Origin of the sequence: Bacillus sp. FSL H8-0545 (assembly GCF_038006105.1) — a bacterium.
GTDB lineage: Bacteria > Bacillota > Bacilli > Bacillales > Bacillaceae_G > Bacillus_A > Bacillus_A cereus_U.
Genome location: NZ_JBBOUO010000001.1, coordinates 2,920,660 through 2,943,475, shown reverse-complemented (window position 1 = coordinate 2,943,475; position 22,816 = coordinate 2,920,660). Strand labels below are relative to the sequence as shown.

The following is a 22,816-nucleotide window of genomic DNA, read 5'->3' as shown; positions in this document are numbered from 1 at the left end:
AGCTTTATGAAAACGTTAGTATGCTTTGGGGATAGTATTACAGCTGACGAAACATTTTTTGATGGAACGCCGAGGTTAACACCACGTTTGCAAGAGATGTTTCCAAATTGGAAAGTGGTTAATGCAGGTGTTCCGGGTGATAATACGTTCGATGCGTTAAATAGGATTGAAGATGATGTATTATCATATAAACCAGACTTTATAACAGTTTTTCTTGGTACGAATGATGCAGTTTCTTTTGCTCAAGTTCCATTACAAGCATATAAAGAAAATTTAGAGAAAATTGTAAGTGCGATCTCACCAGAAAAAGTATTACTTATTAGTCCTGCACCAGTTGATGAAGAAAGACAACGTAATAGAACAAATGAAATACTCGGTCAGTATGCAGCGGTGGTAGAGGAAGTAGCAAGAAAAACAGGGAGCCATTTTCTCAATTTATATGCTGAGATGATTCAAGAAGAAAATTATAAAATATTCGTAAAAGATGATGAAAAAGACGGTTTACACTTTGGACCACAAGGTTATGAGTATTTAGCGAAGTTAATTTGTGAAAAGTTAAAAGGAATTCTGTAAGAAGCAAAGCGTGGGCGCTTTGCTTTTTTTGTACTTCTTATAATGAATTAGCTGAATCACAGAAGTAGACGATTCCTGTACTAAATGTTTAGTACCTATAGCACTTTAAAGTACATACATTTTTAATGAGTTAAATATAATTCATAATAGCACCAGTAAGAAGAAAACAAGCTTTACGGTACTATAGAGTCTGGTGATTCCGAAAAATGTAAATTGGTATAAAACAATTAGGGAGGTTAAAGATATGAGCACTTCAAATTTGAGTGAAATAAGTAAACAAATATTAATAGAGGAGGAAACACTTCAATTTTCCTCTTTTACAAATGAAGATGCCTTGCAATTAGGTTTATTTATCGTTGAAACAGCAAAGCGAGAGGGAAAGTTGATTGCTGTTGATATAACCAAAAATGGTGTGCAATTATTTCATTTCAAGATGACAGGGACAACTGAGGAAAATACGAAATGGATTGAGCGTAAAAAACGGGTCGTTTCTCTGCATAATCATAGCTCGTATTATATGCAGATAGAAAGTGAAATAAGCGGAATTCCATATCATGAAAAATACCGTTTAGATGGCTCGGAATATGCTGCGTTTGGTGGATCCTTTCCTATCCAAATAAAAAATGTAGGGGTTATTGGAATGATAACAGTCTCAGGATTACCACCAGAAGTAGATCATGAATTGGTTATAAGAGCAGTTAAAAATCATTTAAATCAATAATAGAAGTAATTTTAAAGGTTAAATAAAAAGGCAAAAATGAACATATTCCTGTTCGTTTTTGCCTTTTTATTATTTCTTTTTCGGTCTACGTACTAACTCGCCGCCGCAATTTGGGCAAACGTTTTGTCTTTCCTCTGTACATGGTGCACAAAATGTACATTCATACACGCAAATGTATGCTTCAGAATCGGGCTGAAGGGAATGGTCGCAAATTTGACAGTTTGTTTTCATTTCTAATGCCATAGTATCGCTCCTTATTATTTGAAAGTTCGTAATTTAATTATAATTAATATTGTAGTGGATGTCCTTTTTAAATGAAAAGAAATAAAAGGATTATGTTGTTGTTTGAAATGAAATAGGTCCATTTGTTTTTAAATTGATTATTTAGTGCAGTTGGAATATTATGAAATAGTCAAAAGACAACAGGGGGTATATATTTTGACTAATAATAACGATTATTTTCATGTAGAAGAGGATGTAAATCACAATAGTTTAAAAGCAGATTGTGAAAAATGTTTTGGATTATGTTGTGTGGCATTACCGTTTGCAGCATCAGTAGATTTTGCGGTGAATAAAGATGTTGGTAAACCTTGTACAAATTTACAATCAGATTATAAATGTAGTATACATAGAGATCTTAGAGGAAAAGGGTATAAAGGTTGTACAGTATTTGAATGTTTCGGTGCTGGACAAAAGATTTCTCAAGTTACGTTTAAAGGAATTGATTGGCGGAAAGATGCCGAGCATGCGAGAGAAATGTATGATGCTTTTCCGGTTATGCATCAGCTTCATGAAATGCTGTGGTATTTGAATGAGGCTATTCTATTAAAGGCGACGCAGACAATTCATAAAGAGCTGAAGGAAGCAATTGAAGAGACTGAGCGTCTTTCTAATTTAAGTCCAGATGAGTTAATGGAAGTAAATGTGCCATTACACCGTGCAGAAGTGAACATTCTCCTTCTAGAGACGAGTGAATTAGTATGGAAGGAAATGAATGCTGCACGTAAAAAACGAATCAGTCACCGCGGAGCAGATCTTATGGGAGCTAACCTTAAAAAGAGGGATTTACAAGGAGCAAATTTAAGAGGAGCTTATCTTATTGCGGCTAATTTACGAGATGCAAATTTAAGGGGAGCGGATCTCATCGGAGCAGATTTGCGAGATGCAGATATTAGAGGAGCAGATTTTACCAATAGTATTTTTCTTACGCAAGTCCAAATTAATGCGGCGAAAGGGGACAAACATACGAAATTACCGAAAGTGTTGTCTCGACCAGCGCATTGGTCTGCGTAAAGAGTATGGAGTGAAATAGTTTGGATATTTTTCAGTATTTAGAGGAAATGCAGGAAGATATATTTTCGTTATCAGTATCTCAAATAGAATCGAAGTATTATGATATTTGTCGCACACTAGCGTCAAGTGAGGATGCGGAGCGCATTAAATTGATTCCATTAGACTTATACAAGGAAAGTATGAGAATAGGTTTGAAAGAAGCGTTAGAAATTGCTGAAGGTGAAGAAGAAAAGGCGATTTATTTTGAGTATGATCTTGATAATGAGTGGGATAGTCAGTTTTATATTTGTGACGATTACATGTTTCTTGAAGAAGATGATGAGAATTGGGCCAGTGATTGGACGGATGAAATAGAAGGACCGTCTTTAGGAGAGTTAGCTGATATTTATGGTGAAAATGGCTTTGATTCAGATAAAAGGGCTGTAGGTATTACTTTATATTTAATTGCGAGAACAGTGTGTAGTTTTATAAGTGCATGTAGTGGAGTACAAAGTAGTATACCAATTTGTATAGGATTCCATGATCAAGACCCAATTATGCGAACAGGAAGAGACTAAGTCTCTTCCTGTTTTTTTTATACTATTTTTACTTTTCAAAAGTAGTAATTAGAACACTGCATATAATAAGGATACCACCAATGAAAAAGTTACTGCTTAATGTTTCATTTAATAAAAGCCAGCCCAGTAGTGAACCAACGATAGGTTGGAAGAAGAAAAATAATGAACCGATGCTAGCATCCATTAATTCTAATCCTTTATTCCAAAGGAAAAATGCACCTGCGGTTGAGACGATTCCTAAATAGAGTACGCCTAATAATACGTACATGTTCATATGTTCAATAGGAGTTGATTGGAATTCCCACACCATAAAAGGTGTAATGAAAAAGAGTGAAAAGAATATTGCGTACGTTGTAATAATTAAAGATGAAAATCGAGTTGAAGCGATTTTTACATAAATGGATAGTAAAGCCCAAGTAATAGCGGCTCCAACTAAAATGATTGTACCGATAAAATAGGAGCCGATTTCAATATCCCATCCGATAACGATAATGACACCGATTGTCGCTATGATAGTAGATAAAAGTCTACGAGTGGTTAGTTTTTCTTTTAAAATAAGCGCTGCAAATATAACCATAAATGCAGGTGTAGCTGATGTTACTAAAGAGCCTGTATGAGCGTCGGATAATTTTGTCCCGATGAATTGACATGTAATCGAAATGAAGTATCCGATGAAGCCAATCCAAGCGAATAATAGCCAATCTTTTTTGTGTATGGTTACTTTTTTCTTTTGCTTTTTTTCAGTTGTTTTCAAAATCACATATAAAACAACAAAAGCGATAATAAAGCGTAGCCAAACGAGTGTAAGTGGCGGGATAAAGTCGAGTACGTATTTACTAACGACGTACATACCACCCCAAATACTTGCTGCTAGTGATAAACATATAGCTCCTAAAATTGTTTGTTTCATTTGAATGACCTCCGTCTATTTTTAGGGTTATGATTTATTCCCTAAGACGAGGCATAGCGCACTTGTTATATGAATGCCCGTCTTAGATTATAGACGGCCTACAGGTTGATCGTTTTCGAATGAAGTGTTGTAGTACATGAGCGTAGCCTCCCTTCTTCTTTTATAATGATATTATAACTTAATTTTCTGATTATTGTAGAGCGTTATGGAATTGTGTATACAATGTGAATAACAAACCGTCACGTTTGACTGTACAGTTTATGTATTGTATGATAATAGTAATATAAACAAGGGGGGAAGATCGTTGGGAAGGTGTATCGAATCGGACAGTTGGCTCTCATGGCTCACGTGTCGAAACGAACGATTGATTATTATACGAATCTAGGAATCTTAAAAGCGGAGCGATCTCAATCTAATTATCGCTATTACGACGAAACAGCATTTGAGACATTACAATTTATTGAGAAGTGCAAAGAAATGCATATGCCGCTTTGTGAGATTAAAGAGAGAATCGAGGAGAAGAAAAAGCTGCTCGGTATCAATGAACACGTTTCGAAACAAGTGAATGAAGTGACAGACCATATTCATAGATTAGAAGCAGAGCTAACGGAGTTAAAGCCTCTTTTAGATGAATTGACTGATTCACAACGTGAAAAAATATCGAAATCTTTATCAGGTCAAACGACAGCTTTAATACAGACACTTATTCTATTATTATAGAATAAGTGAAATCCGACCTCTTTAATTTTTGTATCGGGCTATGTTTTCTAACGAACAAATAAGAAAACATTATAGTATACAGGAGGTGGACACCTTAGTTTTTTAACTAAGGGGATTCATTGGAAATATTTAATTTAGTCATGGTTGCGATTTTAATCGCATTTACTGGATTTTTCGTAGCAGCAGAGTTTGCGATTGTTAAGATACGTTCAAGTCGCATTGATCAGCTTGTTGCGGAAGGGAAACGCGGTGCGTTAGCAGCGAAAAAGGTAACAACAAATTTAGATGAATATTTATCTGCTTGTCAATTAGGTATTACAGTTACAGCGATGGGACTTGGTTGGTTAGGTGAACCGACGATAGAAAAATTATTACACCCGTTATTTGAGAAATGGAACTTAAATCCTTCTATCTCATCAGTAGTAACATTTGGTCTTGCATTTATGACGATGACGTACTTGCACGTTGTAGTCGGGGAATTAGCTCCGAAAACGATGGCAATTCAAAAAGCTGAAAAAGTGACATTGTTATTAGCAGGTCCGTTAATGATATTCTATAAAGTTATGTATCCATTTATTTGGGTATTGAATGGTTCTGCTCGTGTTGTAACTGGTTTATTCGGTTTGAAGCCAGCTTCTGAACATGAAGTAGCTCATACAGAAGAAGAGTTACGTCTTATTCTTTCAGAGAGCTACGAAAGTGGAGAAATTAATCAAGCTGAATACAAGTATGTAAATAATATCTTTGAATTTGATAATCGCATTGCGAAAGAAATCATGGTACCGCGTACAGAAATCGTTGGTTTCTATCTTGAAGATTCAGTAGAAGAACACATGAAAGTAATCCAAAATGAACGATACACACGTTATCCGATTTTTGGAGAAGATAAAGATGATATTATCGGTATGGTCAATGTAAAAGATTTCTTTATTCGATATATGAACAACGATCAAGAAGATTTATCATCGATTCGCACGTATATGCGTCCGATTATTGAAGTTATGGAAACGACTCCAATTCATGATTTATTACTGCAAATGCAGAAGAAGCGAATTCCAATGGCTGTTTTATATGATGAGTACGGAGGAACAGCTGGAATTGTAACGCTTGAAGATATATTGGAGGAAATCGTCGGCGAAATTCGTGATGAATATGATGAAGATGAAGCACCACCAATTCAACATGTGAACGAGTATCATAAAATTGTTGATGGAAAAGTGCTTATCACAGAAGTAAAAGATTTGTTTGGATTACACATTGAAGAAGACGATGTGGATACAATCGGTGGATGGATTATGATGCAAAATCATGAAATCGAAGAAGGACAATGCGTTGAAGCAGAAGGCTATGAATTTAAAGTGTTAGAAAAAGATGCTTATCAAATTAAACGTGTTGAAATTCAAAAAATGGAACAAGAACAAGAGAAAGCAGCAACTGTGTAAGTTGCTGCTTTTCTTCTGACACATAATAAAATGTGAAATTAGGAGCGGATATTTTGATTCAAGTAGCCTTACGTGTATATCGATTACAATTGTATACGATCTTTAGTGGTTTACTACTAATGTGGGCGGTTACTCCGTTTGGAAAACAAGTGACAGGATTCGGTATTGGATTAGCTGTAAGTGCATACTGTCTTTGGTTATTAGCTCGCAGAGTTGAAAAATTAGGAAGAAGTATTGTGATGAAAGAAAAGGCTCCTGGATTAGGAGTTCTAAACCGATTTGCAGCCGCAATATTAGGGGCTATCATTATGTATGAAATTGAGCATGAAATGGAAATGTGGGCATTTGGTACTGGAATATTAGGTGGACACTTTTTAATGATTGCGAATTTAGCCTATGCAAATATGCAGCTAGTAAAAGAAGAAGAGAAACAAAGAGAACATGCTTCGAAAAACATAGAGTTATGAGGAAAGGGACCTAATCTGGTTCCTTTTTTGCGTTTAAAAATAAATGATATAATACGAGTGATTTACTGGTATTTATCGGATTTACGCCAAATATAATACGCTTATTTTTGAGGCATTTCAATAGTATGAAAAAAAATTAAAAAAAATTAAAAAACCCATCGATTTCTAAAGCTTATGTATGTTATCATGACAAAAGAATTTGCGAAAGAGGTGGATACCAATGTTACAAGCGTTACTTATTTTTGTGCTTCAAATTATTTACGTTCCAACTTTAACAATCCGTACGATTTTGCTTGTAAAGAATCAAACAAGATCCGCTGCAGGTGTAGGATTGTTAGAAGGAGCAATTTACATTGTCAGTTTAGGTATTGTATTTCAAGATTTATCAAATTGGATGAACATTGTTGCCTATGTCATCGGCTTTAGTGCGGGACTATTATTAGGCGGTTATATAGAGAATAAATTAGCAATTGGATATATTACGTATCAAGTTAGTTTACTAGACCGTTGTAATGAATTAGTAAATGAATTACGCCATTCTGGATTTGGCGTTACAGTATTTGAAGGTGAAGGAATAAATTCTATACGTTATCGCTTAGATATCGTTGCGAAGCGTTCAAGAGAAAAAGAACTTTTAGAAATTATTAATGAAATTGCACCGAAAGCGTTTATGTCTTCTTATGAAATCCGTTCGTTTAAAGGTGGATACTTGACGAAGGCGATGAAGAAGAGAGCGTTAATGAAGAAGAAGAAAGATGAGCATGCATCGTAAGAAAAGGGAGTAGCTGAGAAGCTACTCTTTTTTTGTTAGCGAATATCATCAATCTGAAAGGAAAATGAGGCCATCACGTATAAAAAGTACTGGTGGAAGAGAACGAAGGGGGAATGCAAAGTATGGAACAAACAGAAATGTTACAAGTGAATAAAAAGTGTTGGGACGTAGTAGCACCTCATTTTTTTCAAGTAGATTGTTTACCTAAATATGGACCGTATACGGCATCAGAAGATGAAATTCATTTGTTTGATTTAATTGAGAATAAAACGGTTCTAGATATCGGATGTGGTAGTGGACATTCTTTGGAATATATGGCGGAGCGTGGTGCGAAAGAGTTGTGGGGGCTCGATCTTTCAGAGACACAAATTGAAACAGCAAATGAAACGCTAAAAGATTGGAATCCAAAGTTAATATGTGGTGCGATGGAAGAGGAGCTAAATATTCCAGAAGAACATTTTGATATTGTATATTCCATCTATGCATTAGGATGGACTTCTAATTTAAGAAAAACATTGGAACTTATATATTCATATGTAAAACCAGGAGGAAGCTTTATTTTTAGCTGGGAGCATCCGGTATATTCAAACTTACAGTATGGTACAGAAGAAATTGTTTTAAATTCTTCTTATCATGAGGAAAATCCTATTACATTTGAAACATTTAAAGGAGAAGAAGTACAAGCGACATTATATAAGAGAAAAATGAGTACATACATAAATGAGTTAAATAGGGCGGGATTTATAATTGAGAGAATAGAAGAGCCTGAACCATCTTATGTATTTGCTGGAGAAGTAGCAGAGCCGTCTACGAAGTACTATTCTTTATATAAGGCTAGAATGGTGCCGACTACTTTTATTATTAAGGCGAGAAAATGAAAAATACAGCGTACACCGAAAAAGTGTACGCTGTATTTTGTTAAAGGTCAGTACTTATCTTTTTGGCTGGAAAATATGCTGAAAGAAGTATTTGTGATGTAAGTTATCTACAACTTTATTTGCTTGATATGTGCGGTGTTGTTCTAGTCGAAGTCTTTGCTCCATCATTTTTATTGCGTGATCTGATAAACGTAACATTATACATTTCTCCTTTTCTATAAATATAGGTTTTTAATTGGTATCGTTCCCATATTTATAACTAAGGAGGCATACTGTGTAACATAGGCAAAAAAGCACCTTCCTCTCCCATTACGCTTACGAGGTTAGCTGTCGGACTCGGGAAGTGAGAGTGTCCCTACTTAAAAAAGATTCGCCCCAAGTAGCAAAAAGCTACATAAATGGTTCCCCCGCTCCAAAATTTGGATTCAGCAAAAGGTTTTATAAGGTAAAAAATAACATAAATAAATAGTTAAGTCAAACTATTTTGTGTATTCCGTCTTTTTAGCGAGGTCAAAACCATTCCATCAGGAAGTACGATATCTTGAATTTCAATAAAACCATGTTTTTTATATAAAGAAAGGGCAGGCGTATTGTTCTTCCCTGTTTGTACAATATACGCTTTTGAAGAAGAGAACATGTCAAATATAAAAAGTAGTAACTTAGTTGCTATCCCTTTATGGAAATGATTGGGTGAGACTACTAAACGATGGATATCAACTATATCTTCATCAACTTTAAAAGAAATAAATCCAATGAGTGAATTTTCCAGGAAATATCCATGGAATGTCTCATCGCAGTTTTGAATATCAGTTACAGTATCGTATAAACGGGGGATGGCCGTACTATTTATGTATTTTGCTTCAATTTCGTAAGCAGGAATTTGAATGTTTAAAATAGACAAAGCAGTATTATAAGAGTTTGCTATTAATTTTTGAATCATAAATAATAACGCTCCTTTTTTCTGTATTTTCATGCGTTTGACAAGATTTTTCATTTCTGGATATAATAATTACAAGGGTTACGTAATAAGTTAGTTGATAAATAGATTTATTCTATAATAGAAATGGAGGACTAAAAATGGGATGGATTATCACATTAATAGTTGGTGCTATTATAGGTGCAATTGCTAGTTCTATAACGGGTAAAAATTTTCCGGCTGGTATGTTTGGAAATATAATTGCTGGTTTACTAGGAGCTTTGTTAGGTAGTAGATTATTTGGATCTTTTGGGCCATCATTTGGTGGGATTCATGTCGTGCCAGCACTATTAGGGGCAATTGTGTTAATTCTTATTGTATCATTTGTAGTAAAAGCTGCAAGGAAATAAAGGCTATTATTAATTATTTTATAAAGCCCTTTTTAGGGCTTTTCCTAATTAGAGAGGTGGTACAATTGGAGAAAGTAAATATAAGAAAAAGAGATAAGTTGAAAAAGTTTTTTAAAGAACAAAATTATTTAGCTGTACTACTTGGATTTGCGTTGCTGTTTGTAAATATATTATTACTTACAAAAATATCATTCGTCTTTACACCGTTCGTCGTATTTTTAAAAACAATCTTTTTCCCAGTATTATTAGCGGGAGTACTATTTTATATATTGCATCCATTCGTTTCTCTTTTAGAAAGAAAAGGTGTGTCGAGAATTGTGTCAATTGCCTCGATATATATACTTGTTCTTGGATTATTTGTTTTTCTTGCGGTGACGGTTATTCCGATTATTAAAGATCAAGTAAATGCTTTAATAGACAACTTGCCATATTTCGGGCATGAAATCGAAAGGGCAGCACGTAAATTTGGAGAAAGTAATGTAATTGGTAGAATGCAGGAAAGTTTAAATATTGATGTTGCTAATATCGTAAAAGATTCTACAATGAATTTTACAAAATCATTATCATCAGTAACAGGAAATGTAACTGGATTTTTAAGTACACTTACTGAAGTTGTTTTAACATTTGTAATGGTTCCATTTATATTGTTCTATCTTTTAAAAGATGGTGAGCAATTACCAAATCATTTTTTAAAGTTTATATCTGAGCAAAGACAACCAGCTGCGAAGAGAATACTAGATGATATGCATTATGCGATTAGTTCGTATATTAGAGGACAGATTATCGTTAGTTTATTTATCGGTATTATGCTATTCATTGGTTATCTTATAATCGGCATTAAATACGCGGTATTACTTGCTATTTTGGCGATGATTGTAAACGTCGTTCCATATGTAGGTCCTGTTATTGCGATAACGCCAGCGTTAATTATTGCTTTTATTGACTCACCAGCAATGATTTTAAAAGTAATTATTGTCATGATGGTTGTACAATTAGCAGAGGGGAAATTTATTTCACCACAAGTAATGGGGAAAAAGTTAGACATTCATCCAATTACTATCATTTTTATTATTTTAACTGCCGGAAATTTATTTGGAATTATGGGGGTTATTTTAGCAATTCCAGGATATGCGATATTAAAAGTGTTAGTTACGCATAGTTATAGATTTGTTAAGTTGAATACGTAAAAAAGAGCTAAAACAGTTTTATCTGTTTTAGCTCTTTTTTATTGATAATTGATTTGCATATTAGGAGTACCCAGCTGTGCCATGACTGATCCATCAATAAACATCATACGTAGGCTTTTAATTCAACAATAGGTAGATTGCTTTCCTTTAGTTTGTAATCAAATATTATATCGTCCATGCGAAAATTCGCATCAACTTCAAGAGAAATGAAAGTACCCCCGATTTCTACTTGATTTCCGTTTTCAGTCTCAAAAGTGAGCGCACCGTCAAATGTTTCTATATACTCATCGCAGGTGTATAAATATATAGCGATAGGTGTGAAATGTATAATAACCCCTAAAGTATCATCGTCAGTCTGAATACTGCTCTTAAACTTACCAATTTTTTTAGTAAACCAACCCATAACTTCACCCCGTTTTTGTATTGTAAAGAAATTCTCTATATATTGATTATATATTATAAGGGGTAAATTGGTAATAACTATTGCTAAAATTCCTAAGCCTCCACGGAATGTTAAAAACAAGGAGTTAATTATGGTTAAAGGGTCCAAGAATGAAAATCTTTGTTATAAAATCAGAAAATTCAGGTTTATATTGAGGTCAAATGTGATAAACTGTAAAAAAATAACTAAAAAGCAATGAAAGAGAAGAGTACATATTCAAAACTTTTCAGAGAGCTGATATGTGGTGGGAATCAGTAAGGGATGAATATGGAATGGGCTCTGGAGCTTCTAACTGAAATGAGTAGGTAAAGACGGTTACTTCACGTTATCGAAGTATGAAGTGAGCTAATGATAGCTAATTAAGGTGGTACCGCGGGAGTCTCTCGTCCTTTTTTAAGGATGAGGGGCTCTTTTTATTTTGAGAAAGGAGGAGTTAGAGTGAGTGAGAAAATTATGTTAACAGGAATTAAGCCGACAGGTTATCCGCATTTAGGAAATTATATTGGTGCGATTAAACCTGCATTGCAAATGTCAGAGAATAATGAAGGAAAAGCATTGTACTTTATAGCTGATTATCATGCATTAAATGCGGTGCATGATCCGAATCAGTTTAGTAGTTATACGAAAGAGGTAGCAGCTACTTGGTTATCGCTTGGACTTGGAGAAGATGTTATTTTTTATCGACAAACAGAAGTACCGGAGATTCTAGAATTAGCTTGGATATTAGCTTGTCTAACTCCGAAAGGACTTATGAACCGCGCTCATGCGTATAAGGCGAAGGTAGAGCAAAATAAAGAAGCGGGATTAGAAATTGATGCAGGTGTGAATATGGGATTATATACGTACCCGATTTTAATGGCGGCTGATATATTATTATTTCAAGCTACTCATGTACCTGTCGGAAAAGATCAAATTCAGCATATTGAAATTGCTCGTGACATTGCGACGTACTTTAATCATACATTTGGTATGACATTTACGCTTCCAGAGTATGTGATACAAGAAGAAGGAGCGATTTTACCTGGTCTTGATGGAAGAAAAATGAGTAAAAGTTATGGGAATGTCATCCCGTTATTTGCAGAGCAAGAAAAACTACGAAAATTAATATTCAAAATAAAAACAGATTCTTCACTTCCAAATGAACCGAAAGAACTAGAAACGTTATTTACAATCTATAAAGAATTTGCGACAGAAGATGAAATTCAGTCGATGCGTGAAAAGTATGAGACCGGAATCGGATGGGGCGATGTGAAAAAAGAGTTATTTCGCGTTGTTGATCGTGAGCTAGCAGGACCTCGTGAGAAATACGCAACGTATATGAATGAGCCGCATTTACTATATGAAGCGTTAGAAAAAGGTGCTGAGAGGGCGCGGGCTATTGCGAAGGTGAATTTAGCGGAAATAAAAAAACGGATTGGATTTGAGAGGGAACGTTAAGCGTTCCCTTGTTTTTGTTGGAAATCTGTAATAATCCTCTCAATAACAGGAGGAAGATTGCTAGGTAACTCATCAAGCGGAAAGAAGCGTAATTCTTTCGATTCCGTTTGATCGCATACAAGTTCACCTTGAAATTCTCGGCAAATATAAACAACGAGTACACCATGTACTTGATCACCGTTTGGATAGATTTGATAGAAATCTGGTCCTGAGTATGTACGGAACAGTTCTACATTTTTTACGGTAAGTCCAGTTTCTTCAAATACTTCGCGTTTCACAGCGTCTTCCAGTGTTTCGTTATATTCTAATGCACCCCCAATAATCCCCCAGCGGTTAAAATCTGTACGGAGCTGCAGTAATATTTCATTATTTTCATTTAATATAATGGCGTGTGACCCTATTAAAATGAGTGGATGATTTCCTACTCGTTGTCTCATGTCTTCAATATAACCCATATTTTTTCTCCTTGTACTTAATAATAGTTAGGCAGTTCCTTTAACATTTTTTCCGTCTTATGTGCGGTAAAAGCTAAGTTGTGATCATTTTTTGTTCTAAAGAATAATGTACGTAAAAATGTTTTAATGTTGGCGCATAAAATGCAATATTCATTGAGAGAAAGGCGTTTTCTAATTTGAGGAAGTCTCTGTACTTTTTTATGAATAATTGAAATTAAATCTTCTTGTGCAAAGTCATGATATACCATCGATACTAACGGAGTGACAACTCTTTCATCTTCATTATTATGATAAATATCTGCCGAAGTGAAGATTTTATTTAATAAACAATGTATCATTTCTTCATAGCATTCAAAGGTAATATAGGAATTTTGGATAATTTCATTAAATGCATCAGAAACGTGTGCAATACAATGAGCCCAGCCTTTATCTTCAATATATCCACGGAAATCAGTCTCTAAATTTGTATATGTTATGAGATTTTGTTTTATTTCTGTAACATCCTCCTCAGTTAGAAAGTAGTGGGAGTTGGAAAATTGGAGGATTAAAGCAATTAATGAAACAGTATAAGAGCGTGTGAAAACCCCATCTGTATATGGGGAATTAATATCAAAATATAAGTATTCATCGCTTAAACAAGTATGTAAAAGTAATTTAAGTTGATCATCGAGTAGAAGCTCATATTGAATAAAGTGAGAAAAACAATTATAAATCAGCTGATAGCGAATGTAACTGTCAGTAGTTCCAATGTGCTGAAGCATGTTCGTTGTTAACTCATTTATATCTATATGTTGCATGTGCGAATAATCATTTTGTTGTATAAGCTCTAACTGTTGTTGCAGCGCTGTAATATCCAATGGAGAACCTCCTCCGCACTTTAAAGATGCGATCTTTTCTAGTATTCTATATATTCAAGGACAATCCTGCTCATGCAAGGAGACCAAACTTAAATTCAAGTATTATATAGATGAGGGAAGAGTATGACGATTATAAAACAATTAGAAAAACATTTTAAAATAAGAAGAAGTGCTTCTTCTATAATGATAAAAGAAAATAATGCAGAGGTTTTTACAGAAGAGCAAATTGAAGAAATGGTGCAATATTTTGTTACTGAGGCGAAAAAAGGTGGATTAGAAAATCTACAATTTGAGGTTTCTTCAAAAAGTCCCAATTATGATGTATATAAGAAATGCTTTGGAAAGTATTCATTTGAACATATTGCTGAAAATATAATAGTATTTAAAGATATATATGAAGTGGAAGATATAGAAAGTGATATTGATTTTAAGCTTATTGAAGAGATCGGAGAAGACGCTTTTTATTCTCTTTGGAATGAGCTGATGGAAGAAGAAATAGCGTATGATCAATTTGTAAATATGATGGAACAAGAAATTGGTGGGCAATGGAAAGAACATTGTTTAACAGTAATCTTGAATGAAAAGCCAATAGGAATAGTAGTTCCTCATATTGAACGGGGTACGTTAGAAGAAGGGAAACTTATGTATTTCGCAGTCGCTCCGAGTATGCGAAATAAAGGATATGAATCTGACTTATTTACAAAAACGATGTTTGTATTGAAGGAAATAGGAGCCACTTATTATATTGGTGAGGCAAATGTACAAGATGAGTGGATGAATGATGTTTTTGAAAAGAATGGATGTCAGCAGCTGAGTTGTAGTGAGCGATATGTGAAAAGGGTTTAGAAGGATGAATGACGTAGTCTCGCGAACTCATTTAGCGGGAATCCATGTACAAATTTTGAACGAGTAAAAGAACTTTTTGCATGTTTGTAAGATAAAAAGAAAAATCGAAACGACAAAGTAAGCTTTCCTATAATACAATAGAGAAGGATTATACTATACGAAGAAAGCGTTGGTGGAAGTATGAAGCAACAAATAAATTGGTTACAAGCAACTGTAGAACGAAATGAAGATAACACGTTACATATAGAGTGGGAAAATAATATAGAAGAAGTTAAAATTTATTGGGGTACTTCACCAGATCATATTGAAGAAAATGGTGAATTACTTGTGACGGTAAATGGAGAGTCATTTACTACAATTGCCAATCCGAGTGAAAATGAGCGTCCCTATTTTAGGTTAGTAGGAAGTAATGGACAAGCAGTTACAGTCGCGGAGCGTAGATTACCATTACAAGGTGCGTTTAACTTCCGTGATATGGGCGGATATGAAACGACTGAAGGCCGTAAAGTAAAATGGGGTAAATTGTATCGTTCTGAAGAATTAGCAGGATTAACAGAATGGGATATTGAGTATTTACAGAAGTCAGGCTTAAAATTAATTTGTGATTACCGTACAGATTTTGAAGTAAAGCATAAGCCGAACCCAGGCATTACAGGTGCTCGTCAAGTATGCTTACCAGTTATGCAAGACTTAGCGAAAGATTTAAATATAAATGAGTTTTTCCAAGTTGGTGACCTTTCTATGTTAGGAAAACCAGGCGAATATCTTGTGAAAATGAATCAAGATTTCGTAGGTGGCAACGAGGCGTTCGTGAGCTTCTTAAAACTCGCGCAAAATCCGGAAAACTTACCTTTAGTAAACCACTGTACAGCTGGAAAAGACCGTACTGGATTTGGTTCCGCATTATTATTACTTCTATTAGGTGTATCAGAAGAAACGGTAATGCAAGACTATTTATTAAGTAACGGTTTCCGTGAGAAGTTAAACGAAAAAATGATGGCATTTTTAGGTGCGAAATTACAAAACGATGAAAGTAGAGCGATATTAGGTGCGATGTTTGAAGCTCGTGCTGAGTATTTACAAGCTGCGATTGATGAAATTAAAAAGCAGTATGGATCAGTTGAAGCATACGCTGAAAAAGCTCTTGGATTTACGAAAGAATCGTTAGAGGAAATGAAAGAATTATTGCTAGAAGGTAAATAATGAGAAGGGAGGCTGGTTTGGATTAGCCTCCTTTTCTTATTGTTGCTATAATTAAGCTATGAGAATATAGGAATTGAGGAGAGCATCATGAAATACAAAGTAATACTATTTGACGTAGACGATACATTATTAGATTTCCCTGAAACAGAAAGAAACGCATTACATAACGCGTTTGTACAATTTGGCATGCCTACAGGGTATAATGATTATCTTGCAAGTTATAAAGAGATTAGTAATGGATTATGGAGAGATTTAGAAAATAAAATGATTACGCTAAGTGAATTAGCGGTAGAGCGATTTAGACAATTATTTGCTCTTCATAATATAGAAGTAGACGCGCAGCAATTTAGTGACGTATACCTTGAAAACTTAGGGAAAGAAGTACATCTTATAGAAGGTGCAGTGAAACTATGTGAGAATCTTCAAGATTGTAAGTTAGGTATTATTACGAATGGATACACTAAGGTGCAACAATCTAGAATTGGAAATTCGCCTTTATGTAACTTCTTTGATCATATCATTATTTCTGAAGAGGTAGGCCATCAAAAACCAGCACGTGAGATTTTTGATTATGCATTTGAAAAGCTTGGGATTACTGATAAATCAAGTGTACTAATGGTTGGAGATTCCTTAACTTCTGATATGAAAGGCGGAGAAGATTACGGTATTGATACGTGTTGGTATAACCCGAGTCTGAAAGAAAACAAGACAAGTGTTAAGCCGACCTATGAAGTGGAGAGTCTGCTTCGTATTATGGAAATTGTAGAAGGAAAAGTAGTTTCCTTCTCATAAGATTTTCCTATTGTCGATGGGTGTCGGTAAATCGATATATTGAAAAAATCGCTGATATAATTTGAGTTGTGGTCGATATATTGGGAGTATGTTGTTTTGAGGGAATTCGCAAAGAAAAAATAGCGCTACTATACTAATGTCATTCACGTGTTATAAGGTATTAGTTAAATATGTGTATATAATACATAGTTTCTCAGAGTAATGCGATGTCAAGTATGAGCTGTGTAACAACTAGAGGTGAGTGAAGGATGTTAACGTTTTTATTTGAGTTAGACAAGGCTATTCCACAGAAGGATGAGCCACGGTATGTTGCTTATACAAATGGCTTTATCGAAGGGGATTTAACGATTTGTGTGGGTGATAGAGTACTTTTTCAAAAGTCATGCATGAAGGTCGCAGAGCTGGGCATTTATTTAGGACAGTGGATGGAACAAGTTCAACACGGGCAGAACATACATATGAATTATGAAACGATTGAAGATGATGAGTTAATTCTTTGTTTTTTCTATGAAGAGGACAATCAGTGGAGAGTTTCTTCCGGTTGGCAAGAATTTGAACTTCAGGAGCGTATATCTACTGCAACATTAGTAGAGAGCGTTCAACGCTATTTATATGAGCTAAATAAGGAACTGCGCGCGATAGAATATCCTGTGACGTTTGATCAGTACTTAAGAGGAGAGCGGATTATGCAGCTTTCTTACAAACGACTGTGTGATAGTAAGGCAGACACGATGCCGATAGAGGTTTACAATGGAAGCAAACAAGTAAGTGTAGTACGGGGCTATTATAAAAATACTTTGATGAAAGTGCTAGACTTCATTCCAAAAGTTGGTAGTAATATCAATTATGAAATAAAGGATAGTAAGGACAATATTCGCATCATTGCAAAGGATGCAAGTAGGCGGCGCCAAAGAAAGATTTTAGTAACGTACATCGATAATAATGGTGCAGAGCATGAAATAATTGTATGTGACGGAAAGTTATTGGATGCAAATTTCTTATTTACCTTTACATATAAGACAGAAGAATATGTTGTTCACAAAAATTCACTTGGGATTGGAAAGGTATTACGAAAGGGCTATGTAATCGCAGATTGGAATATTCGTCTTGAGGAAGATATGTATTACATCGAGATGAATGTATATGATGAGGATTATATAGAGGATCAATACTTACTGTTAGGTGTATTTCATGCGGTTTTGTATGGGTGATAAAGTGAAACTTTAATCAGTGGGAGTCTTACTGCCCGTAACTAGTGGGATAAATAATGAGGAGGGAGGCTGATTTTGATTAGCCTCCTTTTTTATCTGCTTGTCAGCATTCATACAAAGAGAAAGCATAAGGTATTCTCTAAAAGATTTATTAATCATGCTGTTCACTAGAGTATATTAAGAATAATGTGTATGCAACCATATAGTAATAAAAGTCCAAAAACATCAATAATAAAATATTTAACAGTTGTTGGTTAGAGTTTTTTGAGTATCCCTTTATTAATCCTCAAAAATAAAAACCTCATCAATCGTACTATGAAGTGCTCTCGCTATATCATGAGCAAGCTGTAAGGAAGGATTATATTTTCCTTTTTCAAGATGGCTAATCGTTTCACGACGTACACCAACCTTTTTCGCTAAATCTTCCTGCGTCATATGCACTTTGGCGCGGTATTCTTTTATCTTCGTTACGAACGCCATGGTGCATCTTCCATTTCATCCACAGGTTTATCGTAAAAGAAGATAGAGAATCCGAATGTAAGAATGAGTGTGCTGAAAATAAGAGCGATATCAATCTCTTGTAAAACTGGATTCGGAAATAACATTTCAATAAACATAATGATAGTTGTTGTTAGTAATGTAATGATAAAGGCATTGCGGCATGATTTATTGACGATTTGTTCAAAAAGCTCATCGTGATGAACTTTTCTATATGTCGTGAAAAAGGAGAAGAAACAGAACATAGTAAACAATCCTTTTTCGTAAAAAAATCCGAGAAACCCAAAGAAACCGAGAAATCCTAAATATTTTATCCAAGTTGTTTTCACGATAGATTCTCCTTTCGATGTTAGAAATAAATCACTATATGTTATAAATATATCACATATGGAAATTCATAGTAATAATAGTTTTGCGGTTTATTTCATAATAATAGTAAAAAAGGTTAAATATTCTGTAAAATAAAAAGGGAAATATCGTAAAATGGTTGTAAGGAGGGGGAGGAAGAAATGTTAACTGGGATAATGATCGTTATATTACTTGTAGTGATTACTGTAATTGGAACGGTGTTAATTGGGCGAAATGGTGATGCGAATTATAGTAAAGCGACAAAAGGAAATATTAAACGACTTACGATGATTTATATTATACTAGCCGTTGTTTTAATCGTTGGATTAGGAGTTTATATTTATTTTAAAGGTTAAAAAACTGAAAAATGTAAAAATCTGAAAATATAAGTATGCTATAATATCAATATAGTTAACTGGTAATTAAGGAAAGGATTGGATGTAATGATTGAAATTGTGAATGTGTCAAAAAGTTATAATGGATCTAACTACGCAGTAAAAGATTTAAGTTTATCTGTACCTAGCGGAGAAATATTCGGATTTTTAGGACCGAATGGTGCAGGTAAATCAACGACAATTAAGATGATTACTGGTATTCATGGGGTGGACAAAGGGACCATTACAATCAATGGTAAAGATATTATGAAAAACCCGATGGAAGCGAAGAAAACATTTGGCTATGTTCCAGATAGCCCGGATATGTTTTTACGATTAAAAGGAATTGAATATTTAAACTTTATGGCTGATATGTACGAAGTGCCGAAGGAAGTAAGGCAAGAACGAATAGAGTCTTTAGCGAAGAAGTTTGATCTTTATAATGCTTTATCTGATCAAATTCAAAGTTATTCACACGGTATGAGGCAAAAGATTGTTATTATTGGTGTGCTTATACATGAGCCGGATGTATGGATTTTAGATGAACCGTTAACAGGGCTTGATCCGAAATCTGCATATATTTTGAAAGAAATGATGAGAGAACATGCAGATAAAGGGAAGATTGTATTTTTCTCTACACACGTATTAGAAGTGGCGGAAAAAATATGTGACCGCGTCGCTATTATTAATAAGGGGAATTTGCAGTTTAAAGGAAATTTAAATGAAATGAGAGATCATTTTAAATCCAATGAATCACTTGAAAAAATGTTCTTGGAGATGACGGGTAATGAGTAAAATTTGGACGTTAACGAAGGTATTATTGAAATTAAATTATGCAGATTTTATAACTGATAAAAAGAAACGATGGGCATATTTATTCTCCTTTGCAGCGATTTTATTTGTTGGGTTTTTAATATTTGGTTCGATGACGCATGGAATATATGAAGGTATGAAACAAATAGGTCAGGAGCCAGGAATTATTATTGCAATGGGACTAGCGATTGCGAGTATATGGGTATTTTTAATGAGTATAACGAACATTTTGACGGTATTTTATTATAGTAATGACATTGAAATGTTGTTGCCATTACCATTAAAACCATCCCAAATTATTTCAGCGAAGTTTTTTACAGTATTAATTACACAATACGTAATGAGTTCGTTTATTTTATGGCCTATCTTTATTACTTACGGTTTAAAGAGTGGTGCGTTTATTACATACTACCTATATATGATTGTCATTTACTTATTCTTCCCGATCCTTCCGTTAGTTTTAGCTTCATTGATTATGACAATTATTATGAGGTACACGAATATAGCGAAAAATAAAGACCGGGGAAATATATTTATCGGAATCGTAAGTATACTGTTTATCGTAGGGATTAATGTATTTATGCAGTGGAGAAATAAAAGTGCGTTTTCTGGAGACACAGCTGCGGACTACCTTGTAAATAATCAATCCTCTCTTTTCGTTCAAATGACAAATTATTTTCCGACTACATATTTTGGAGCGATGGGATTAGTAGAAAACACATCGTGGAAAGGTCTTTTATATGTAATTATTTTTATCCTTATTTCAATCGTATGTTTCGGGATATTTTATTACATTGCAGAGCGTACATATTTAAAAGGGGTTATTGGTCTTTCAACGAGTACAGCAAAGAAAGAGGTAATTTCAGCAGAAGGTTTACAGAAATCAACGGTACAAAGTTCACATTTAAAAGCATATGTGAAAAAAGAATTTAAAACGTTATTCCGCACGCCACAATTTTTCTTAAATTGTATTGTGCAAACTTTCGTTATGCCAATTATGCTGTTCTTTGTTTTATTTGTACAAGATGGAAATTTAAAATGGATTACGGAATATATTGATAATCCAGAATCTGCAGGTTTCGCAATTGGTGTTGGCCTTTGTGCATCCTTATTTTTAATGGGGAGTAACGTTATTGCAACAACGTCATTCTCACGAGATGGAAGCTCTTGGTTTGTGAATCGTTATTTACCAGTAAAGGCTTCGGATATCTTTTTTGCGAAAGCAATAACTGCTTGGTTAATTAATGTGGTCATTTTAGCAGTATTCGGTATTACGATGGCAGTTGTAGCAAAAGTTTCCCCAGTCTTTATGATACTTTGGTTCTTGCTAAGTGCGAACGGGTTATTGTTAATTAATTTAATCGGTACGCGCTGGGATGCACAAACTGCAGATATACATTGGGATACAGAACAGAAATTATTTAAGAGTCGATACACAACTTTATGGAATTTTTTAGCTAATATTTTAATAGCTTTAATTATTGTAGCGGGAGTAAGTGTATTATACTTTGTCCTTCAGGTAGGACTGTGGGTTATGTTTATTATTTTATTTATACTGTTTACCATTGCCAATTTAATTTTAATTAGAATTTTAAAATTAGGTGCAGAGCGTATATTGTCAAATATTCAATAAGAAGGTAGATCCTCTGTATTCGTGCAGAGGATCTATCTATAGATGGAGGAGAAAAGGTGAAGAAAATAGCAATTGTAACAGGGGCAACTCGTCTGAATGGAATTGGTGCAGCTGTATGCAAGGTGCTTGCTCAAAAGGGGATAGACGTCTTTTTCACGTACTGGCCTCGGTATGATAAAGCAATGCCGTGGGGAATGAATGATCAAGAACCCTTTTTGTTGAAAAAGGAAATTGAAAGTTACGGCGTTCGATGTGAAATGGCAGAAATCAACCTATCGCAGTCTTATTCGCCTAATCGTGTATTGTATATGGTATCAGAACGTTTAGGTGAGCCATCTATTCTTATTAATAATGCGGCGTATTCTACGCATACGAAAATTGAAGAGTTAGATGTAGAGCAGTTAGATAAACATTATACGGTCAATGTTCGTGCTCCTATGCTATTAAGTTCATTATTTATGAAACATTTTTCACTTAAAACGAGTGGAAGTATTATCAATCTTACTTCTGGGCAGTCACTAGCGCCAATGCCAGATGAACTGGCATACGTAGCAACAAAGGGAGCAATAGAAGCATTTACAAAGTCAGTTGCACCAGTAGCTATGGAGAAGGGGATTACAGTCAATGCTGTTGATCCAGGACCAACGAATACAGGATGGATTACAGAGGAATTACAGCATCATTTAGTATGGAAATTCCCGCAAGGTAGAGTTGGAAAACCGGTGGATGCTGCCCGTTTAATCGCTTTTTTAGTAAGTGAAGAGGCGAAGTGGGTTACTGGGCAAGTCATTCATTCGAACGGTGGTTTTTCATAAAAATATTATGTTAACAAGTGTTGAGAAATAAAAAAATTAGGAATTATTTTATTTTTTGTGTAAATAAAATGTCAAGAAAGATAAAAAATTGATAGGAGAGTATGTTGTCATTTGTAGATTGTAAATCTTCATGTGACAATATACTCTTTTTCTTTTGCTACAGAGAAGAAAAATGAGGTAGAAGAAACTCGAATATTAAAATAAATTTATCGTTTTTTGTACGTATTATTATGAAGATTACTGTCG

At 34.5% G+C, this 22,816-nt stretch carries 29 protein-coding genes, 1 riboswitch and 1 other annotated feature; of the genes, 20 read left to right on the top strand and 9 right to left on the bottom strand.

Annotated elements, in window-relative coordinates; all coding sequences use genetic code 11:
* Nucleotides 1-6 precede the first annotated feature (6 nt).
* Nucleotides 7-573 carry an SGNH/GDSL hydrolase family protein gene (locus tag MHI07_RS15410; RefSeq protein ID WP_078181131.1) on the top strand — a complete coding sequence of 189 codons (567 nt, stop codon included), beginning with the start codon at nt 7-9 and terminating at the stop codon, nt 571-573.
* Between the two features lie 244 nt (nt 574-817).
* Nucleotides 818-1,294, top strand: coding sequence for a heme-degrading domain-containing protein (locus MHI07_RS15405; protein ID WP_078181132.1), 477 nt, complete (start codon nt 818-820; stop codon nt 1,292-1,294).
* A 69-nt stretch (nt 1,295-1,363) separates the two neighbouring features.
* On the opposite strand, the gene MHI07_RS15400 is transcribed toward MHI07_RS15405, so the two are convergent.
* Nucleotides 1,364-1,537 (bottom strand): DUF1272 domain-containing protein, encoded by a 174-nt coding sequence (locus MHI07_RS15400; protein ID WP_001162783.1) that lies wholly within the window; start codon nt 1,535-1,537, stop codon nt 1,364-1,366.
* A gap of 195 nt (nt 1,538-1,732) precedes the next feature.
* Between MHI07_RS15400 and MHI07_RS15395 the strand changes: the two genes are divergently transcribed.
* Nucleotides 1,733-2,587 (top strand): pentapeptide repeat-containing protein, encoded by an 855-nt coding sequence (locus MHI07_RS15395; protein ID WP_340824886.1) that lies wholly within the window; start codon nt 1,733-1,735, stop codon nt 2,585-2,587.
* Nucleotides 2,588-2,607: 20 nt separating this feature from the next.
* A complete protein-coding gene (locus MHI07_RS15390; protein ID WP_340824884.1) occupies nt 2,608-3,144 on the top strand; it encodes a hypothetical protein in 537 nt (178 codons plus the stop codon).
* A gap of 28 nt (nt 3,145-3,172) precedes the next feature.
* Here the strand turns inward: MHI07_RS15390 and MHI07_RS15385 are convergent, their stop codons facing one another.
* Nucleotides 3,173-4,054: a DMT family transporter gene (locus MHI07_RS15385; RefSeq protein ID WP_002161071.1), complete on the bottom strand. Its 882-nt coding sequence runs from the start codon at nt 4,052-4,054 to the stop codon at nt 3,173-3,175.
* Nucleotides 4,055-4,366: 312 nt separating this feature from the next.
* Here MHI07_RS15385 and MHI07_RS15380 point away from each other — a divergent pair, with 312 nt between their 5' ends.
* The 5 genes from MHI07_RS15380 (at nt 4,367) to MHI07_RS15360 (ending at nt 8,333) form a co-directional block, all read left to right on the top strand.
* Complete coding sequence (locus MHI07_RS15380; RefSeq protein WP_033710905.1) at nt 4,367-4,774, top strand: MerR family transcriptional regulator; 408 nt, start codon at nt 4,367-4,369, stop codon at nt 4,772-4,774.
* Between the two features lie 119 nt (nt 4,775-4,893).
* Nucleotides 4,894-6,216 (top strand): hemolysin family protein, encoded by a 1,323-nt coding sequence (locus tag MHI07_RS15375; RefSeq protein WP_131231073.1) that lies wholly within the window; start codon nt 4,894-4,896, stop codon nt 6,214-6,216.
* Between the two features lie 53 nt (nt 6,217-6,269).
* Nucleotides 6,270-6,683: an ATP synthase subunit I gene (locus tag MHI07_RS15370; RefSeq protein WP_002110920.1), complete on the top strand. Its 414-nt coding sequence runs from the start codon at nt 6,270-6,272 to the stop codon at nt 6,681-6,683.
* 220 nt (nt 6,684-6,903) lie between these two features.
* A complete protein-coding gene (locus tag MHI07_RS15365; protein ID WP_002110919.1) occupies nt 6,904-7,455 on the top strand; it encodes a DUF2179 domain-containing protein in 552 nt (183 codons plus the stop codon).
* A 122-nt stretch (nt 7,456-7,577) separates the two neighbouring features.
* Nucleotides 7,578-8,333 carry a class I SAM-dependent methyltransferase gene (locus tag MHI07_RS15360; RefSeq protein ID WP_340824877.1) on the top strand — a complete coding sequence of 252 codons (756 nt, stop codon included), beginning with the start codon at nt 7,578-7,580 and terminating at the stop codon, nt 8,331-8,333.
* Nucleotides 8,334-8,387: 54 nt separating this feature from the next.
* Here MHI07_RS15360 and MHI07_RS15355 read toward each other — a convergent pair whose 3' ends face one another.
* A complete protein-coding gene (locus MHI07_RS15355; RefSeq protein WP_000945246.1) occupies nt 8,388-8,531 on the bottom strand; it encodes a hypothetical protein in 144 nt (47 codons plus the stop codon).
* 98 nt (nt 8,532-8,629) lie between these two features.
* A riboswitch (cyclic di-AMP (ydaO/yuaA leader) is annotated at nt 8,630-8,774 on the bottom strand.
* Nucleotides 8,775-8,802: 28 nt separating this feature from the next.
* The gene (locus MHI07_RS15350) at nt 8,803-9,273 is read right to left on the bottom strand and encodes a GNAT family N-acetyltransferase (RefSeq protein WP_078181135.1); all 471 of its coding nucleotides are present in this window, start codon (nt 9,271-9,273) and stop codon (nt 8,803-8,805) included.
* A gap of 137 nt (nt 9,274-9,410) precedes the next feature.
* Here MHI07_RS15350 and MHI07_RS15345 point away from each other — a divergent pair, with 137 nt between their 5' ends.
* Both MHI07_RS15345 and MHI07_RS15340 read left to right on the top strand, forming a co-directional pair.
* Nucleotides 9,411-9,659: a GlsB/YeaQ/YmgE family stress response membrane protein gene (locus MHI07_RS15345; RefSeq protein WP_002110912.1), complete on the top strand. Its 249-nt coding sequence runs from the start codon at nt 9,411-9,413 to the stop codon at nt 9,657-9,659.
* Between the two features lie 65 nt (nt 9,660-9,724).
* The gene (locus MHI07_RS15340; protein WP_002110910.1) at nt 9,725-10,846 is read left to right on the top strand and encodes an AI-2E family transporter; all 1,122 of its coding nucleotides are present in this window, start codon (nt 9,725-9,727) and stop codon (nt 10,844-10,846) included.
* Between the two features lie 103 nt (nt 10,847-10,949).
* On the opposite strand, the gene MHI07_RS15335 is transcribed toward MHI07_RS15340, so the two are convergent.
* Nucleotides 10,950-11,249, bottom strand: a complete 300-nt coding sequence (locus MHI07_RS15335; RefSeq protein WP_033714105.1) for a hypothetical protein — start codon at nt 11,247-11,249, stop codon at nt 10,950-10,952.
* A 225-nt stretch (nt 11,250-11,474) separates the two neighbouring features.
* Nucleotides 11,475-11,682, top strand: a binding site (T-box leader).
* Nucleotides 11,683-11,687: 5 nt separating this feature from the next.
* On the opposite strand from MHI07_RS15335, the gene MHI07_RS15330 reads away from it, so the two are divergent.
* Nucleotides 11,688-12,725 carry a tryptophan--tRNA ligase gene (locus tag MHI07_RS15330; RefSeq protein WP_340824870.1) on the top strand — a complete coding sequence of 346 codons (1,038 nt, stop codon included), beginning with the start codon at nt 11,688-11,690 and terminating at the stop codon, nt 12,723-12,725.
* On the opposite strand, the gene MHI07_RS15325 is transcribed toward MHI07_RS15330, so the two are convergent.
* Nucleotides 12,722-13,180: an NUDIX hydrolase gene (locus tag MHI07_RS15325; protein WP_002161079.1), complete on the bottom strand. Its 459-nt coding sequence runs from the start codon at nt 13,178-13,180 to the stop codon at nt 12,722-12,724. The two genes, MHI07_RS15330 and MHI07_RS15325, sit on opposite strands and share 4 nt — an antisense overlap.
* Nucleotides 13,181-13,197: 17 nt before the next feature.
* Nucleotides 13,198-14,037: a DUF2785 domain-containing protein gene (locus MHI07_RS15320; RefSeq protein ID WP_002110905.1), complete on the bottom strand. Its 840-nt coding sequence runs from the start codon at nt 14,035-14,037 to the stop codon at nt 13,198-13,200.
* Between the two features lie 123 nt (nt 14,038-14,160).
* Here MHI07_RS15320 and MHI07_RS15315 point away from each other — a divergent pair, with 123 nt between their 5' ends.
* From MHI07_RS15315 to MHI07_RS15300, 4 genes are all read left to right on the top strand, one after another.
* Nucleotides 14,161-14,883 (top strand): GNAT family N-acetyltransferase, encoded by a 723-nt coding sequence (locus tag MHI07_RS15315; protein WP_002199842.1) that lies wholly within the window; start codon nt 14,161-14,163, stop codon nt 14,881-14,883.
* A gap of 180 nt (nt 14,884-15,063) precedes the next feature.
* The gene (locus MHI07_RS15310; RefSeq protein ID WP_340824866.1) at nt 15,064-16,086 is read left to right on the top strand and encodes a tyrosine-protein phosphatase; all 1,023 of its coding nucleotides are present in this window, start codon (nt 15,064-15,066) and stop codon (nt 16,084-16,086) included.
* 87 nt (nt 16,087-16,173) lie between these two features.
* Complete coding sequence (locus MHI07_RS15305) at nt 16,174-16,878, top strand: YjjG family noncanonical pyrimidine nucleotidase (RefSeq protein ID WP_340824864.1); 705 nt, start codon at nt 16,174-16,176, stop codon at nt 16,876-16,878.
* Nucleotides 16,879-17,126: 248 nt separating this feature from the next.
* Nucleotides 17,127-18,089, top strand: a complete 963-nt coding sequence (locus MHI07_RS15300; RefSeq protein ID WP_002161084.1) for a tubby C-terminal domain-like protein — start codon at nt 17,127-17,129, stop codon at nt 18,087-18,089.
* Nucleotides 18,090-18,368: 279 nt separating this feature from the next.
* Here MHI07_RS15300 and MHI07_RS15295 read toward each other — a convergent pair whose 3' ends face one another.
* Together MHI07_RS15295 and MHI07_RS15290 are read right to left on the bottom strand one after the other, a co-directional pair.
* Nucleotides 18,369-18,569, bottom strand: coding sequence for a helix-turn-helix transcriptional regulator (locus MHI07_RS15295; protein ID WP_002084410.1), 201 nt, complete (start codon nt 18,567-18,569; stop codon nt 18,369-18,371).
* Nucleotides 18,557-18,916, bottom strand: a complete 360-nt coding sequence (locus tag MHI07_RS15290) for a DUF3796 domain-containing protein (RefSeq protein ID WP_002161086.1) — start codon at nt 18,914-18,916, stop codon at nt 18,557-18,559. The genes MHI07_RS15295 and MHI07_RS15290 overlap by 13 nt, the downstream gene beginning before the upstream one ends.
* A 180-nt stretch (nt 18,917-19,096) precedes the next feature.
* Here MHI07_RS15290 and MHI07_RS15285 point away from each other — a divergent pair, with 180 nt between their 5' ends.
* The 4 genes from MHI07_RS15285 (at nt 19,097) to MHI07_RS15270 (ending at nt 22,570) form a co-directional block, all read left to right on the top strand.
* On the top strand, nt 19,097-19,291 hold the full coding sequence (locus tag MHI07_RS15285) for a hypothetical protein (protein WP_002142517.1): 195 nt from the start codon (nt 19,097-19,099) through the stop codon (nt 19,289-19,291).
* 87 nt (nt 19,292-19,378) lie between these two features.
* Nucleotides 19,379-20,104, top strand: coding sequence for an ABC transporter ATP-binding protein (locus MHI07_RS15280; RefSeq protein ID WP_002146599.1), 726 nt, complete (start codon nt 19,379-19,381; stop codon nt 20,102-20,104).
* Nucleotides 20,097-21,755, top strand: a complete 1,659-nt coding sequence (locus MHI07_RS15275; RefSeq protein WP_088078943.1) for a putative ABC transporter permease subunit — start codon at nt 20,097-20,099, stop codon at nt 21,753-21,755. Before MHI07_RS15280 ends, MHI07_RS15275 begins: the two co-directional genes overlap by 8 nt.
* 56 nt (nt 21,756-21,811) lie before the next feature.
* The gene (locus MHI07_RS15270) at nt 21,812-22,570 is read left to right on the top strand and encodes an SDR family oxidoreductase (RefSeq protein WP_340824856.1); all 759 of its coding nucleotides are present in this window, start codon (nt 21,812-21,814) and stop codon (nt 22,568-22,570) included.
* Nucleotides 22,571-22,816 lie beyond the last annotated feature (246 nt).